The 14,596-nt window shown below is 54.8% G+C and carries 13 protein-coding genes and 1 tRNA gene; 10 read left to right on the top strand and 4 right to left on the bottom strand.

The features are described from left to right. Positions 1-36 precede the first annotated feature (36 nt). The gene (locus A3841_RS10935) at positions 37-1,740 is read right to left on the bottom strand and encodes a DUF4091 domain-containing protein (RefSeq protein WP_073852339.1); all 1,704 of its coding nucleotides are present in this window, start codon (positions 1,738-1,740) and stop codon (positions 37-39) included. Between the two features lie 675 nt (positions 1,741-2,415). Between A3841_RS10935 and A3841_RS10930 the strand changes: the two genes are divergently transcribed. Next, positions 2,416-2,973, top strand: coding sequence for a serine acetyltransferase (locus tag A3841_RS10930; RefSeq protein WP_073852338.1), 558 nt, complete (start codon positions 2,416-2,418; stop codon positions 2,971-2,973). Positions 2,974-3,003: 30 nt separating this feature from the next. On the opposite strand, the gene A3841_RS10925 is transcribed toward A3841_RS10930, so the two are convergent. Beyond that, positions 3,004-3,519: a DUF4136 domain-containing protein gene (locus A3841_RS10925; RefSeq protein ID WP_083610338.1), complete on the bottom strand. Its 516-nt coding sequence runs from the start codon at positions 3,517-3,519 to the stop codon at positions 3,004-3,006. On the opposite strand from A3841_RS10925, the gene A3841_RS20710 reads away from it, so the two are divergent. From A3841_RS20710 to A3841_RS10890, 7 genes are all read left to right on the top strand, one after another. Continuing rightward, on the top strand, positions 3,518-3,652 hold the full coding sequence (locus A3841_RS20710; RefSeq protein WP_262502576.1) for a hypothetical protein: 135 nt from the start codon (positions 3,518-3,520) through the stop codon (positions 3,650-3,652). The genes A3841_RS10925 and A3841_RS20710 overlap by 2 nt on opposite strands. 111 nt (positions 3,653-3,763) lie before the next feature. Further along, positions 3,764-3,837, top strand: a tRNA-Pro gene (locus tag A3841_RS10920). Between the two features lie 323 nt (positions 3,838-4,160). Next, positions 4,161-5,033 (top strand): STAS domain-containing protein, encoded by an 873-nt coding sequence (locus A3841_RS10910; RefSeq protein ID WP_073852335.1) that lies wholly within the window; start codon positions 4,161-4,163, stop codon positions 5,031-5,033. Between the two features lie 10 nt (positions 5,034-5,043). After that, entirely contained in the window at positions 5,044-5,451 is a 408-nt protein-coding gene (locus tag A3841_RS10905; RefSeq protein ID WP_073852334.1) for an STAS domain-containing protein, read from the top strand. Next, complete coding sequence (locus tag A3841_RS10900; protein ID WP_073852333.1) at positions 5,444-5,848, top strand: anti-sigma regulatory factor; 405 nt, start codon at positions 5,444-5,446, stop codon at positions 5,846-5,848. Before A3841_RS10905 ends, A3841_RS10900 begins: the two co-directional genes overlap by 8 nt. Next, entirely contained in the window at positions 5,838-6,878 is a 1,041-nt protein-coding gene (locus A3841_RS10895) for an ATP-binding protein (protein WP_073852332.1), read from the top strand. The genes A3841_RS10900 and A3841_RS10895 overlap by 11 nt, the downstream gene beginning before the upstream one ends. Before the next feature lie 6 nt (positions 6,879-6,884). Then, positions 6,885-8,234 (top strand): sensor histidine kinase, encoded by a 1,350-nt coding sequence (locus A3841_RS10890; protein WP_073852331.1) that lies wholly within the window; start codon positions 6,885-6,887, stop codon positions 8,232-8,234. A 38-nt stretch (positions 8,235-8,272) separates the two neighbouring features. Here the strand turns inward: A3841_RS10890 and A3841_RS10885 are convergent, their stop codons facing one another. After that, on the bottom strand, positions 8,273-8,722 hold the full coding sequence (locus A3841_RS10885; protein ID WP_073852330.1) for a response regulator: 450 nt from the start codon (positions 8,720-8,722) through the stop codon (positions 8,273-8,275). Between the two features lie 333 nt (positions 8,723-9,055). Here A3841_RS10885 and A3841_RS10880 point away from each other — a divergent pair, with 333 nt between their 5' ends. Then, positions 9,056-9,352 (top strand): sll1863 family stress response protein, encoded by a 297-nt coding sequence (locus A3841_RS10880; RefSeq protein WP_073852329.1) that lies wholly within the window; start codon positions 9,056-9,058, stop codon positions 9,350-9,352. 74 nt (positions 9,353-9,426) lie between these two features. On the opposite strand, the gene paaN is transcribed toward A3841_RS10880, so the two are convergent. Further along, the gene (gene paaN, locus A3841_RS10875) at positions 9,427-11,100 is read right to left on the bottom strand and encodes a phenylacetic acid degradation protein PaaN (RefSeq protein WP_073852328.1); all 1,674 of its coding nucleotides are present in this window, start codon (positions 11,098-11,100) and stop codon (positions 9,427-9,429) included. 264 nt (positions 11,101-11,364) lie between these two features. On the opposite strand from paaN, the gene A3841_RS10870 reads away from it, so the two are divergent. Further along, a complete protein-coding gene (locus A3841_RS10870) occupies positions 11,365-14,589 on the top strand; it encodes a S8 family serine peptidase (RefSeq protein ID WP_170866174.1) in 3,225 nt (1,074 codons plus the stop codon). Positions 14,590-14,596 lie beyond the last annotated feature (7 nt).

Genomic DNA, 14,596 nt, shown 5'->3' with positions numbered 1-14,596 from the left:
GATACGCACGGCATACTATACTTATACTTGCTATACTTAGAGCTGATGAAGGGATGCCTTTGCTTTGCTGACCATCGCTGCTGCTGAGTTGCTGTCCAGTTTCTCCAGCTCGAAGGCGGCTAATATGGTGTCCAGTTTCTCTAAGCCGGCCTGGTTTCCGGTGCGCGAGAACTCCTCCCGGAGCAGGCGTATTTTCTCGAAATCCTGAATCCCCTCCACCAGTTTTTCAAACCGGATGGACGTGCGCGGCCCCGGGTATACCTGGTAAGTATCGCCGGCTGGCCAGGCTCTGAACCTGCTGTCCTGGGCAGGGTTTTCCACCCAGCTGTTGTAGGCCCAGCGCAGGTAGCCGGTAAAGCCCTGTGCTGCCGCATACCAGCCTATCCAGGTATGCTCTGCCGGGGGCGAGAAAGTGAAGCCGTTGGGATGTGCCTCCTCGCAGCTGGTATAAAACGTGCTGGGCATGCCATTGGCCTTGCGCCGCTGCAGCACCTGCTCCCCGAATTTCCATTTGGAGGCAATGCTGTAGTCAAAGATATCCTGCTCGATCTCCGGGTGGTAGATACCGGCCAGGGCTATTTTCCATTCCGGGTCTGTCTCTTTCAGCAGGCTGATCACGGCCTGCATGTCGGCCAGCGGCCGCTCATCCATGGCAATAGAGGTAATAGAAAACCAGCCTTTCGCCTTCAGGTGTCGGGCAAAATCGCGCAGGAAGGCTCCCCAGAAAGCGTTGTACGCCGGAGTGCCTGCCTTTCCTGTAAACACGGAATCCTGGCCGGTGCCCTCGTCAAAGTAGGTAAAGGCCATCTTCCAGGGCACCATGGTATAGCAGTTGATGCGTTCCTTTATCCCGCAGGACATCACGAAGGAGATATACTCGTCGAAGAGGCTGTAGTCGTAGGCCCAGGTGCCGTCTTTTTTGCGGGACCATTTGATCAGGCTCGGGAAATCGTCGTAGGTTTGGTGGTTCCAGGGCTCGTCGATGATGCTGGCGGTAATGTTCTTCTGCCCGGCGGCGGCCAGCATGGTATAATAGGGCCTCATGTGGGCGTAATGCTCCTCGCTCCAGAGCGGCACCTCGTGCACACGGGCAATGGCGGCCGGGTGCTGCCACAGGTCCAGGTCAAAGGCCCACTGATCGGGAGCTGGCAGCTCGCGTTCCTGCACGGTCAGTGTCACCCGCATTTTATAAGCCTTTGCGGCATACAGGGTAACGGTACCTTTATACGTGCCGGCGGGTGTGCCGCGTGGCACGGAAATGCTTAGCCAGACGGGCTGCACGGTGTTAGCTGCCAGGGCCGTTACGGTGGCTGTGTCGATCAGGTCTGCTACCAGCGAGGAATCGAAGTCCTCCGGCTTACGGTAGCCACAGCCCTGGCCGAACTCATCCGTAATCACATAGCGCACAAAGCCAGCTGAGATGTTGTCGGCGGTGATGCGGCTTCCCTTTTGGCCTTTTAGCTCAGTAAAACTTACGCGCAGTTGCGGCACTTCCCGGCCCGCCCACACCAGCAGTTGCGTGTGGATCTTCTCTCCTTTCCAGGCAACTGTTTCCCACTTATCCTGCAGGGGCACTTCGGGCACCTGGTCCTGGGCATAGCGGGTATCGCTGTCGGCAAAACTCACGTTCACAGGCTTTTTGAGGCTGGCCCAGGCAGCATTCTCCTGTTGCTGCGCCAGGAGCGGCTGCGTAGTCAGCACCAGGCTCAGCAGGGCCGATGCGAGAAAAATTAATTTCATCTGAATTGAATCACAAGTTACAGGCTGCATCCCATACGATTTGAGTATCGCAGTAATTGCAGGCCTTTTTAGAATATCACGCTCGCTATGTTGCGTTTATACTTAAAATACCGGTGCTACAGTATCGCTCAAAGTATGAGCTATTAGATTACTGCCCAAACAGCAGCTGTTAAAAATTGCATTAACGAAAACACAAGTATAAAACGCAGCTATCCCATACTTCCTTCCAGCATCTGGCTACTGTTACTGAATAGATCACACGTTCTTTTTACTGTATGATCCTGGATGCACTCTAACACATATCTCCTTACAAATGACCATAGTAAGTGGTATTAAATCCTTCTGTTTAGACAGCGTTAGCCAGGCCGCCCAGTCGCGATCTGGAGTTGCAAGTATAAAGGGGAGCTCTCTAAAATAAAGGGAAAGATAGGCAATGTCTTCGTAAACGCAAAGTACAAACATGTATCGCTTCGTAAATTTGGGGTCAGATGAAGAAATCCTAAACTCCAGATGCTGGTGCCGAAACACCGGACAGATACATCCACTAGATGCCATACTTACCGGTCAGCATACCGAAGCAGTTGCCCGGCATAAGCCTATACTTGAGCTTATACTTGCGCAACGCCGGCGATGGCAATCCCGTAAGTCTGAACTCACAGTTAATCTTAGTGTAGCATGTCTTATATCTTTCAGGATTGGGCCGCCAACAAGGGCAACCTTAAGGGCAGGCTCGTGATGGTGCTTTTCCGCCTTGCCCGCCCTGCCTCCATCAGCAAGTTAATCCGAGTCATCTGGCTCCCTTACCTCGCTTTTTACAAGGTTTTTGTCGAGTGGATCTTGTGTATAGAACTGCCCCACTGGACCACCGTGGGCCCCGGGCTGGTGATAGGCCACGGCCAGGCGCTGGTGGTAAATGGGTGCTCCATTATCGGTAAGAACTGCTTTATCAGGCACTGCACCACGCTGGGTAACATCCGCAAGGCGGACGGCTCTTACTCCGGCTCTCCCATCATTGGCGATAATGTGGAAATCGGCTCCAACGTTTGCATCATTGGAGAGGTACGGGTAGGCAATAACGTTAAAATCGGCGCGGGCTCGGTTGTGGTAAAGGATATTCCGGACAACTCTATTGTGGTAGGGAACCCGGCCCGCGTTATCAAAACGATAGCCCCGGATGCACCAGAGCAAAGTATAAAAGAATCAAAAGAGGAAATGAATTTTCTAAATGTATAAAACGGAAGGCAGCTGCGGCTGCCTTCCTGCTTACTGTGGGATTTCCTGGATGAGTTTCTGTATGCCTTCGCTGATGCGCTTTTGCAGCTTGGCCGAGTTATCGTCCGGGATCACCCCTTCTGCCGCTCCCTGCCACACCAGTTCGTTGCGGGCATTATCCACCAGGTGCAGCGACAGGGTGCCTTGCTGGTAGCGGCGCACCTCTATTTCCTCGCTCTTCCAGGTATAGCGGCGCTGCCCCATGTAGAAAGGCGGGTCGGTGAGGATGTTCGTTTCGCGCGTCTGTACTTTTTCGGCCACCACTACTCCCAGGTTTATCTTCAGGTCTGGCTGAGCGGTGCTGCGGCTCAGGCCCCGCTGCTCCAGCTGCCGGCTTATCTCCTGCTTTACGTGGTCGAGTTGCGAAGCGTAAGGCTCCAGTTCTACCCCGCTGCTTTCTACTTCATAAAAATCAAAGGTTTTATAGTTGGAGAGATGGAATCCCTGGTCTGCCTCTACATCCAGCACCCTTACCGGCGAACATGCCGCCACAAGCAGGCACAACATGCTTAAGAGCAAGTATGGTTTTATCGTTTTCTGCATTCTGCTATACTTTATACTTTATACTTATACTTTACAGACTATACGCCGGCTGACCTCCAGCGTTTTCAGCCACCGGACTTCGGCTGGCAAAGTATAAACCCGGCAAACGAAGGCATCGGGTTAGATGCCACCTTATGGCATGTATAAACATTTAGAAAGGCAAACCTTTGCATATGTAGCGGCGTCGTTTTAATTTGGCATCCTGAATCGGGGTGTAGCGTAGCCTGGTATCGCGCCAGCATGGGGTGCTGGAGGTCGTGGGTTCGAATCCCGCCACTCCGACGAAGACAGGCCTTCTACTTTCAGTAGAAGGCCTTTTTTATTTAAAGCAGTGCCGCGAGCCGCATTGTGCGCATGCAAAGTATGAACTTATACTTTTGATGAAGGGATTTTTTCCTTTTCCCCTACCTTTCCCCGGCCATCAAAAAATGTCGCTTATTTTATACTTCATCTACCTTTCTGCCTTTGCCCCGTATGTATGGGCTATCAAAAGGATTGCCGGAGCTATACGTGCCAAATATTTTCAGCACGACTCCTCCTTACATTTTGTACCTTTAGCATAACAAATCTTCAACACGAAAAGCATATAATCTCAACACCCATATATGAACACAATAGCTCAGTTATTACAGAACAACAAGAAGAAAATATTAGAGAACTGGATGCAGAACCAGCTTTCAGACACCTCGCTGCGTGATGACCTTATCTCGAACGAAGAGCTGCGCCGCCAGTCTGACGAGCTGATAAACGGCCTTTCCCGCGCCACGGCGGGGGGCAACGTGGATAACATTTATGCGCCGGAGTATGAGCCGGTGGTAGAGATACTGAGCGATATTTCCATTACCCGCGCCCGCCAGGGTTTTAGCCCGCGCGAAACCGGCATGTACGTGCTTAGCCTCAAGCAGGCCATCATCACCGTGCTTCAGGACAAGTATAGCGAGCAACCGGAGGTGCTTTACAAGGAACTGCTTACCGTAAACAACCTGCTCGATATGCTGAGCATGGTGACGTTCGATACCTACATTAAAGGGCGCGAAGAGGTGATCCTGCGCCAGACAGATGAAATCAATGAGATCTCCACTCCGGTTATCCGCGTGTGGGAAGGCATCCTGGCCCTGCCGATCATCGGCACCCTGGACAGCGCCCGCACCCAGATCGTGATGGAGAACCTGCTACAGGAAATTGTGAACACAGGCAGCAGCATCGCTATTCTGGATATCTCCGGCGTGCCTGCGGTAGACTCGCTGGTGGCCCAGCACCTGATCAAAACCGTGAGCGCCACGCGCCTGATGGGTGCGGAGTGTATCATCAGCGGCATCCGCGCCGAGATCGCCCAAACCATCGTGCACCTGGGCATCGACCTGAGCAACATCAAAACAAAAGCAAGCCTGGCCAGCGCACTGCAGCTAGCCTTTAGCATGCGCAGCGTAGAGGTAAGAAAAATAAGCAAGAACACAGGCTTCCACATAGGCCGATAGTATAAGCAACATGGATAGAATTCCAATTCTGAAGATGGGGCCGTTCCTGCTTGTCACCATTCAGGTAGACCTGTACGACCGGCTGGCCCTTACCCTGGAGAACGACCTCATCAGCATGGTGAGCAAAACCGGGGCGAGGGGCGTACTCATCGATATTTCCGCAGTAAGTATAGTAGATTCTTTTATGGGCCGCATTCTGGGTAACATCGCCTCAATGTCGCGGATCATGGATGCTGAAACAGTGGTGGTGGGCATGCAGCCCGCCGTAGCCATTACGCTGGTGGAGCTTGGCCTCACCCTGCAGGGCGTGTATACGGCCCTGGATGTGGAGAAGGGCATGGAGCTGCTTCAGGACAAAATAGGCATCTTCGAAGATCCTGAACAAGAGAAGGAGGGCCCGGATGATAGTGATGACTAAAGACACGATGCAGATCGTGCGAGAACAGGATGTAGTACCCTTCAGGAACCGCGTGCGCGAAATGTGCACTAAAATTGGAATGAGCCTGGTAAACCAGACCAAGCTGATCACCGCCGCAAGCGAGCTGGTCCGGAACATGCTCAAGTATGCCAACGGCGGAAAGGTAGTGCTGGAAACCATCAGCAAGAACGCACAGGCAGGCATAAGGCTTGTTTTTGTGGATGAGGGACCCGGCATAGCCGATATACACCAGGCCATGCGCGACGGCTTCTCCACGGGCAAGAGCCTGGGCCTGGGCCTGCCTGGAGCAAAGCGCCTCGTCAACGAGTTCGACATCAAGAGCGCCACCGGCGAAGGCACTACGGTAACCATAATTCACTGGAAAAATGGACGTTAGGCAACACCAGCGTTTTCTGATACCGGATAAGTCGTATGCCAGCATTGCCAAGCGTGAGATTGCGCGCATAGCAGAAGGAATCGGCATGGCGCCCAGCGAAGTCGGGAAGCTAAATATCGTGGTTTCCGAGATGGCCTCTAACCTGGCCAAGCACGCCCCGCAAGGTGGCGAACTGCTGGTGCGTACGCTGGGCAACGGTGCTGCCGATGGCATGGAGGTGCTGTGCCTTGATAGTGGCCCCGGCATGTCGGACCCCGGCAGGATGCAGGAAGACGGGGTCTCCACCTTTGGGACCGCCGGCGAGGGCCTGGGTGCCATTAAAAGGCAGTCCGATGTCTTTGACCTGTATTCACAGCAGGGCGTGGGCACAATCATACTTTCCAGGATCTACAAGAACAGCAAGGCCGCTGCCGCGGCGCAGGCCACGAAAAACCATGACATCGGGTATGTGCTGGTGCCAAAGCCTTATGAGACGCTCTGCGGCGACGGGCTGTCCATCACAATTAAGGGCACGGAAGCATACCTGCTGGCCCTGGACGGGCTCGGGCATGGGGCTAATGCGCACGAGGCCGCTCAGATGGCCGTGCAGACTTTTAACTCCTCTCCCGCCCTGCTGCCTGCCGATGCTATGCGCCTTATTCACCAGAATATTAAGCGATCGCGTGGCGCTGTGGGCTTTGCGGTTAACATAAGCGCCGCCAGCCAACGCTTAAGTTACTGCGGCATTGGTAACATTGCCGGAAAACTGTATACCCCCGATGGCCCCTTTGGGAATAGCCCGTATAAGAACCTGATCTCCTACAACGGCATCCTGGGGCACAACATTCCCAATACGCTCAACAACCAGGAGCTGGAGTGGGGCCGTAACCGGATGCTGATACTCCACTCTGACGGGCTCAAGTCAAGGTGGGACCTGAGCAGGTACCAGCCGCTGAACCGCCACCTGCCAACCACAGTGGCTGCCCTGCTCTATAAAGACAATAGCCGCCAAACCGATGATACCCTGGTAGTAGTGTTTAAGAGCAAATAAAGGCAGATGCAGCGCAGTATCCTCAGAATAGACATCAACAACGAGCTGGACGTGGTCCTGGCTTACAAGCGCGCCATGCAACTGTCAGAGCGCCTGGGCATGCAGCAAGCCAACCAGACCAAGTTTGCCACGGCTGTGTCGGAGATCTGCCGAAACGTGATCGAGTATGTAGGAAACGGCACCATCCAGTATAGCCTGACGGAAGTAGCCGGCTACCAGTACCTGGAGGCGCTGGTAACGGACCGGGGGCGCGGCATCGGCAACCTGGAGTTTATACTTTCCCGTTCAGAGTATGGCCACAACGTCCGTGGCACCGGCATCATCAACTCCAAAAAGCTAACGGACCTGTTCGAGATAGAGAGTGATTTTGAGCGGGGCACGCGTGTGCGGCTTTCTAAGCGGCTGCCGCAGACAGGGCCCGTCATCAGTCGCGGCACCCTGGAGAATTGGGTACAGGAATTTGAGCAGGATACGGATATATCGCCATACGCGGAGATAAAAAGCCAGAACATGCAGCTGCTGGAGGTGCTCGAGCAGCTGCGCCTGCGCAACCTGGAGGCGGAGCAGCAACTGCAGGAAATCCGACGCCTGAACACTCAGCTACAGCAGTATAACCAGGACATAAACCAGCTGCTGGAGGAACGCGAGCAGAGAAACAAGTTGCTGCAGGAGGTGAACCAGAGCCTGGATTCCTTCGCCCACACCGTATCGCATGACCTGCGCGCGCCGCTGCAGAACATAAATGGCATAGCCACTGCCCTGGAGGCCTGTTTGGAGGCCGGGCAGCTGGAGGAGGCCAACCGCGTGTTCCCGATGCTGCGGCAGCAAACCCAGAAAATGGACCGCCTGATAACGGGCATACTTGCCTACTCGCTGGCCGGGCACCACAACCTGCCTAAAAAAGCACTGGACCTGCAGGTGTTGCTGTACCAGGTCATCTCCTCGCTTAATGTTCCGGCTCAATTCAGGATAGAGGTGCAGGAGGACCTGCCGGTGCTCTACACGCAGGAAGTATACTTGTACCAGGTTTTCAGTAACCTCATCAGCAATGCCATTAAGTACCACGACCAGCCGGAGCAGGCGACGGTGCAGGTAACTTACACGGCTGAGAAAGAGTGGCTATACTTCGCGGTGGAGGATAATGGCCCTGGGATAGCTGCGGAAGCGCAGCAGGAGATCTTTAACATGTACGAAACCGGCCAGTCGTTCGCTACACCGGACAGCTCGGGGCTTGGCTTGTCCATCGTGCGCAAGATTGTGGAGGAAAAAGGTGGTAAGGTATGGGTAGAGTCCCAGGGCCGCGGAAGCCGCTTTACCTTTACCTGGCCGAAGACCGAGCTGATTCAGGAAAGTTAAGACGTTAAAAAAGTGCTACATTTCTGCAGCACCTCCTCTTATTGATTCTTCCTGAAAAACTCCTTCATGATCTCGTTCACATCGTGCTTCGTGAGCGCCTTCGAGAAATGCTTTCTCACCTTCCGGAACGTTTTAAGTTTCTCCAGGTCGTAAAAGCTGGCTGAGGACGTGAGCATCAAGATGATCACCGGGTCTGCCTCTTCGCCCTTCAGTTTATGGTACTCATCCAGAAAAGAGAAGCCATCCATCACGGGCATTTTTATATCCAGGAAGATGAGGTCGGGGCGCTTGTACTCGGCACCTGCGTTAGGTTCCTCCACCTTGGTCAGGTAGGTCAGGGCCTCCTTTCCGTTCTTTAGAGCCAGAATCTCCTTGGCCACCTGCATTTCCTTGAGCAAACGCTCGTTCAGGTAATTCGTCGTCTCATCGTCATCTACCAGCAACACCAGGTCCAGAGGGTGGTCGTACGGCTTTATTAAGTTGTTCATAATGCCTTTTTCCTATCGCAGTTTACCAGTCGCACCCACCTTGCCTTCAGTGAAGCCAACTTCGTCTATGTTTCCGCGAATATCGCACTCCTGCCGCTAATATCAAACTTTAGTCCCGTAAAATTAAATCTGCACAACGGCGGCGTCCTGCCCTGCACCAGCCCACCGGCTGGCAGGAACAGCCTGTTCAGGCAGCCTATCTTGCCGTGCCGCCCTGCCTCAGTACAAGCGCATACTTCCGACAAGGTGCATTGCCTGCACATCCTTTTGGGCAAAATCCGAGTAATAGGGAAAGTGCCCCTGTGGGCAGATCTTAAACAAAGTATGAATACTATGGATAACTACCCTATAAAACCCGAGAACATGCGCGCCCCGGACCACCTGACCAAGGGCGAAGTGCAGAAGAGCCTGGATGAGCTTGAGAACAAGATAAAGACCCTGAAAGCACGCGCGAACGCCACTGCCGCCGACTCGAACCATACGTACCACGAGCACATTGCCGGTTTGGAGCGCAAGCGGGAACTGATCGCGCAGAAGATGGGCGACCCCAACAACCAACAGCAGCACTGGAGCGACCTGCACCATAACATCAACAACCTCCACAACGATGCTGACGGCCTGATGAAGTAAACAATCTGATAGAAAATTAAAAATCCCCTGCGGCAACGGCTGCAGGGGATTTTTGCAAGTATGGTTTTATACTTTTAGCCCATTACCGGCTCCCGGAAACCTACCCAGGTAAAGCGCTTGATCACGAACTCAGGGTTGGTGAAGGAAGCGTTGCCGGCCGGGTTACCGCCCGTCACGTGGAAGTCGGAGAAGCTCGCGTTCTGGTTCACATAGATGCCGCCCGTCAGGTTAAAGCTCACCGGAGTGCCGGCCAGCCCCATCTCATCCATGATCTTCTCTTTCACTTGCGGGTCGGTGGTATAGGCGCCGCACGAGATGGCCCCGTAGTTCATAGCCATTTCCTTGGCCAGCTCTATACTTTGATCCGTGCTCTTTGTCTTGATGATCAGGGCTACCGGCCCGAAAAGCTCACGACTGTAGCTTTCCTTCTCCGTGGCGTCCACCTCATAGATCACCGGCGTGCAGGTGCGGGCGTTGGAGAACATCGGGTTTTCAAAATCGCAGCTGCTCAGTACCTGGCGCCCCTTTACAGAGGCGGCACCCTGCACGCGCTCGGCCGTGGCCGGGTTCTGGATGGCCCCCAGGATATGCGGTGCAGCTTTTGGGTTATTCACCAGGGCGGTTACGGCTCCGGCAAGCTTCTCCACGACCTGCTCGTAGGGCACTGTCTCGCCCGCTACTTTCACGCCGGTTTCAGGCACGAAGAAGTTCTGCGGCGCCGTGCACATCTGCCCGGAGTATAAGGTCAGGGAGAAGGCCAGGTTCTGCACCACCTTGTCCAGGTCCTCCACAGAGTCAAGTATGATGGAGTTTACACCAGTCTTCTCCGTGAAGGTAGTTTTGCCCGGCAGGCGCTCCACGTAGTTCCCGAACTCGGTTCCGCCGGTATAGTCAATCAGCTTCACCTTCGGGTTCTCGGCCAGTTCCTTCGTGATCAGGCGGTCATCGGCGTCCACACTTAATTGACAAATGTTCGGGTTCAGGCCGTTCTCCTGCAGCACCCGCTGGACCTCAGCCACCACAATGGCAATCGGCAGCACGGCTTTGGGGTGCGGCTTCACGATAACCGGGTTACCGGTAACCAGGCTGGCAAACATGCCGGGCACGGTGTTCCAGGTCGGGAAGGTGGAGCAGCCGATCACCAGCGCGATACCTTTGGGCACGGCTTTCCAGGTCTTGTTCAGCTTCAGGTTATACTTGCCCATCGGCTTTTCCCACTCGGCGCTCTCCGGAAATCGGGTCTGCTCCTCGTAGCCGGCGGCCACTGCCTCCAGCGCACGGTCAGCAGCGTGCGGACCCGAGGCCTGGAACGACATCAGGTAGGCCTGGCCGGTGGTGTGCATGGTAGCATAGGCAATGTCAAAAAAGCGGGTTTTTATCCGCTCCAGCGCCTCCACAAGTATGGCTGCGCGATCCACAGGTTTAACCTTACGCCACTGGTGAAAGGCTTCCTCGGCGCGGCTGATGAGGGTCTCCGGTTCAAAGAAAGGGTACTTCACGCCCAGCTCCTGCTGCTCGTACGGCGACTCCTCCTGCCCCACCCAGGCCTGCTCCCCCTCTTGCAGCAGCTCGGTAAACTTATTGTTCAGAAAGGATTTATACTTCTCACGGCCTTCTTTGTCGGCTGTCTCTCCATAAACCTCCGGTGATGGGTTCTCGGGGTAATGGGCAAAGAACGTACGGGTGTGCAGGGCTTGCACTGCTTTTTGCAGCGTTTCTCGGTGTTTATCCGCTAATTCCAGATTCATAGTTAATTTTTAATATTTAATTGGAAAATAGAAACAAAATATTGTAAAAATCAGTTGAAGGAAATATACATAAAATATTTGTAAGCCAAGGCTGCAAGTCGTTTTTTTCCTCATGGAATTTTGTACTTTTGCGGTACCCGTCCATGATTTGCTCTTATTCGGAAACAGGTATAAAACAGGATTTTTATCGAGCAGATGTTTACCCTTATCTCGCTGCCAAAGCGCAGCCTCGTTTTCTTGCTCCTCCTAGTGCTATACGTACCTTTGCTGTACGGGCAGCGCCCTGCTTTGGACTTTGGTGCCAAAACCATCCCCAACAGGGTGGTCTACAAGCTAAAGCCACAGCAGCCCGGTCACCTGCGCATCGCCACAGACAAAAGTATGGGTCAGGTGCTGCAGCAGATCGGGGCCGGGAAGGTGGCGCGCAAGTTTCCGGAGGTGACAGCCCCGCCAGTCGCTGCCATGGCCCGCAAAGCCGCGCCTGCCGTGGACCTAACGCTTATATACGAACTGCAGTACGCGCCCGGCCATACGTTTGAGGAAGTGCAGGCCGCCCTGATGGCTACCGGAGAGGTTGCCTACGTGGAGCCGCTCTACATGCGCGAGCCTTTTCACCAGCCCAACGACCCCGCCGCCGATTCTATCAAGACAACGCAATATTACCTGAAGCAGATACAGGCCTATGGCGGCTGGGCTGTGGAGCAGGCAGATACCACCATCGTGATCGGTATACTTGACACGGGCTTCCGGCTGACGCACCAGGACCTGCAGGGCAAGGTAAAACTGAACCACGACGACCCGATTGACGGCATTGACAACGACGGCGACGGCCTGGTGGACAATTACCGCGGCTGGGATTTTGCCGACGCCGACAACGATGTTACCGACAACACCGCCTGGAAAGGCCATGGCACGGCCGTGGCCGGCGTGGCGGCAGGTGCTACCAACAACGGCCTGGGCGTGGCCGGCACCGGCTACAACGCCATGTTTCTGCCGCTAAAGGTTTTTTCCTCTTATCCCAACGGCCCTTTTGGAGGATATGAGGCAATCGTTCATGCTGCTAACAGGGGCTGCAAGGTCATTAACCTGTCGTGGGGCGGCACGGGCTACTCAAAGTTTGAACAGGATGTGATCAATTATGCGGCGCTGGAGAAGGACGTAGTGATCGTGGCATCGGGCGGCAACACCAACGCTTTCCTCGATTTATACCCTGCCTCCTATGATAATGTAATATCGGTGGGGGGAGCCAACAACAAGGATGTGAAGTTCAAGGACCATACCTACAGCTATAACATCGACCTGATCTCCCCCAGTAATAACATTTACAGTACCTCGCAATCCGGCGACGACAAGTATGGCTATGTTGGGGGCACTTCCTTTGCCTCCCCCACGGTGGCCGGTGGCGCCGCCCTTGTACGGGCCCGCTTCCCGGAGTTGAACGCCAGGCAGGTGGCCGAGCGCCTACGGGCCGGCACCGACGAAATTTATACCTTGGACGGCAACCAGGCCTACCTCGAGATGCTGGGCACGGGCCGCCTTAACCTGAAGAAGGCGCTGAAGGGGGAAGACCTGAAATCAGTGCGCTGCCTGTCGTTCGTTCCTTCGCCTAACCAGAGCCTGGTGGCCGGCAGCACCGTAACCCTGGATGCCAGCTTTATCAATTACCTCGCGCCGGTAGAAGGGCTGCAGGTAACGCTTACCTCCCTCTCGCCACACGTAAGTATAACACAGGGCAGTGCCAGCCTCGGCGGCCTCGGCACCATGGCCAGCGCCTCCACACGCGAACCTTTTGTGATCAAGGTATCGAAAGACACTCCCCCTAACCACAAGATTTACCTGCGCCTGGGCTATACCGACGGCACTTACAGCGACTTCCAGCATTTCCCGCTGATCATCAACCTGAACTTTTCCACCCTCACGGCCAACAACCTGCACCTGACGCTGAACAGCGAGGGCAACATTGGCTACAACGGCCTGAACATGAGCCAGGGCGTGGGTGTAAAGTATAAAAACGGAGCCTCGATGCTGTTTGAGGGCGGGCTTATACTTTCTGCAGACAGTGGCAAGGTGGCGGATAACATCCATAATGGGTCGTGGCAAAACAGCCGTGGCTTTAAGCCGATCATGCTGACCAGGCCATACTTCAACACCAAGCTGGCAGACCAGGAACTGCGGGGACTGATGGAGACAAAGGTGGAGGGGCACCCGGAAATAGAGGTGAAAACCGTGGCCTACGCCTGGGCCGGCGAGCCCGACCAGGACTATGTGATCCTGGAGTACCAGCTCACCAACAGATCCTCAGAGGCCATCCCTTCCCTGCACGCCGGTCTCTTCGCCGACTGGGACATTGGCAACTACACCGAAAACAAGGCTGGATGGGATGAGGAACTGCAGTTGGGCTATGCTTACCACGCCTACGCACCTTTGCCCTATGCCGGCATTAAGTTATTGACGCCGGAGAAAAGCCCGGTCTACCACGCCATCGACAATATTGGCAGCAACGACTCTACCGTTACGGTGGATGATGGGTTTACAGCCGCCGAGAAGTATAAAGTCATCTCTAAGGGGGTAAGCCGCAAACGGGCTGGCGGCAAGTATGGCAACAGCATCTCGCATATACTGGGGGCCTCCGCGCTGGACCTGGCGCCCGGCCAGACCAAAACCATTGCCTTTGCCGTACTGGCCGGCGATGACCTGGAAGCCCTGCGGCAGCATGCCCGTGCCGCACAGCAAAAGTATAAAAGTATAAAGTCGGGACCGGCGCCTGAACCGATGGCAATACAAACCTGCCTGGCCGAAGCCGTGGTGATAAGCCCGCATGGTGGCAGCTCCTTTAACTTTTACTCGGACACTTCCGCCACCAAGCTTCTGGCTACCGGGGCAAACTATACCATCAGCGAGGCCACCGGGAACAATACCATTTACGTAGCCAACGCAGACTCCATGTACCTGAGCAAACTGGTGCCGATGGATGTACAGGTACTGCCTGCCTCAGCGGCTGACTTCAGGAACTCAACGGCATATGCCAGGGTAAGCAAGGCCGTGTTGTTCGAAGATAAGAGCGAGAATGCCCATGCCTGGCAATGGGACTTCGGGGATGGCACTCAATCTGCGGAGCAAAGCCCCGCGCACATTTATAGCCAGCCGGGTAGTTACACGGTTACCCTCACGGTCACGAACATCCTGGAGTGCACGCGCAGCTCCTATCAGCAGGTACTGGACGTATACGATGTGGCTCCTACCCTTTATCCCAACCCGGCCGTGGGCAACATTACGCTGAGCCTGACTGGGCCGCCTACCGAATCCCGTGACTCCAGACCAGAACTGAGACTGACGGACATGGCAGGCAAGACGATGGCAGCTGTTCCGATGGCGGTCTCCAGCACCACATTTCAGTACGACCTGAGCAATCTGAGAGCCGGTGTCTACATCGCGCACATCCGTTATCAGGGTGAAACGTTTGTGGAACGCGTGCTGGTAAGGAAGTAGGGGTTCC

This window comes from Pontibacter flavimaris (assembly GCF_001907195.1).
Taxonomy (GTDB): domain Bacteria; phylum Bacteroidota; class Bacteroidia; order Cytophagales; family Hymenobacteraceae; genus Pontibacter; species Pontibacter flavimaris.
This window is presented reverse-complemented; position numbering and strand designations above follow the sequence as displayed.

Coding starts and splice junctions, on each gene's coding strand:
- A3841_RS10935 (WP_073852339.1), bottom strand. CDS start 1,740: ATGAAATTAATTTTTCTCGCATCGGCCCTGCTGAGCCTGGTGCTGACT.
- A3841_RS10930 (WP_073852338.1), top strand. CDS start 2,416: ATGTCTTATATCTTTCAGGATTGGGCCGCCAACAAGGGCAACCTTAAG.
- A3841_RS20710 (WP_262502576.1), top strand. CDS start 3,518: ATGCTTAAGAGCAAGTATGGTTTTATCGTTTTCTGCATTCTGCTATAC.
- A3841_RS10925 (WP_083610338.1), bottom strand. CDS start 3,519: ATGTTGTGCCTGCTTGTGGCGGCATGTTCGCCGGTAAGGGTGCTGGAT.
- A3841_RS10910 (WP_073852335.1), top strand. CDS start 4,161: ATGAACACAATAGCTCAGTTATTACAGAACAACAAGAAGAAAATATTA.
- A3841_RS10905 (WP_073852334.1), top strand. CDS start 5,044: ATGGATAGAATTCCAATTCTGAAGATGGGGCCGTTCCTGCTTGTCACC.
- A3841_RS10900 (WP_073852333.1), top strand. CDS start 5,444: ATGACTAAAGACACGATGCAGATCGTGCGAGAACAGGATGTAGTACCC.
- A3841_RS10895 (WP_073852332.1), top strand. CDS start 5,838: ATGGACGTTAGGCAACACCAGCGTTTTCTGATACCGGATAAGTCGTAT.
- A3841_RS10890 (WP_073852331.1), top strand. CDS start 6,885: ATGCAGCGCAGTATCCTCAGAATAGACATCAACAACGAGCTGGACGTG.
- A3841_RS10885 (WP_073852330.1), bottom strand. CDS start 8,722: ATGAACAACTTAATAAAGCCGTACGACCACCCTCTGGACCTGGTGTTG.
- A3841_RS10880 (WP_073852329.1), top strand. CDS start 9,056: ATGGATAACTACCCTATAAAACCCGAGAACATGCGCGCCCCGGACCAC.
- paaN (WP_073852328.1), bottom strand. CDS start 11,100: ATGAATCTGGAATTAGCGGATAAACACCGAGAAACGCTGCAAAAAGCA.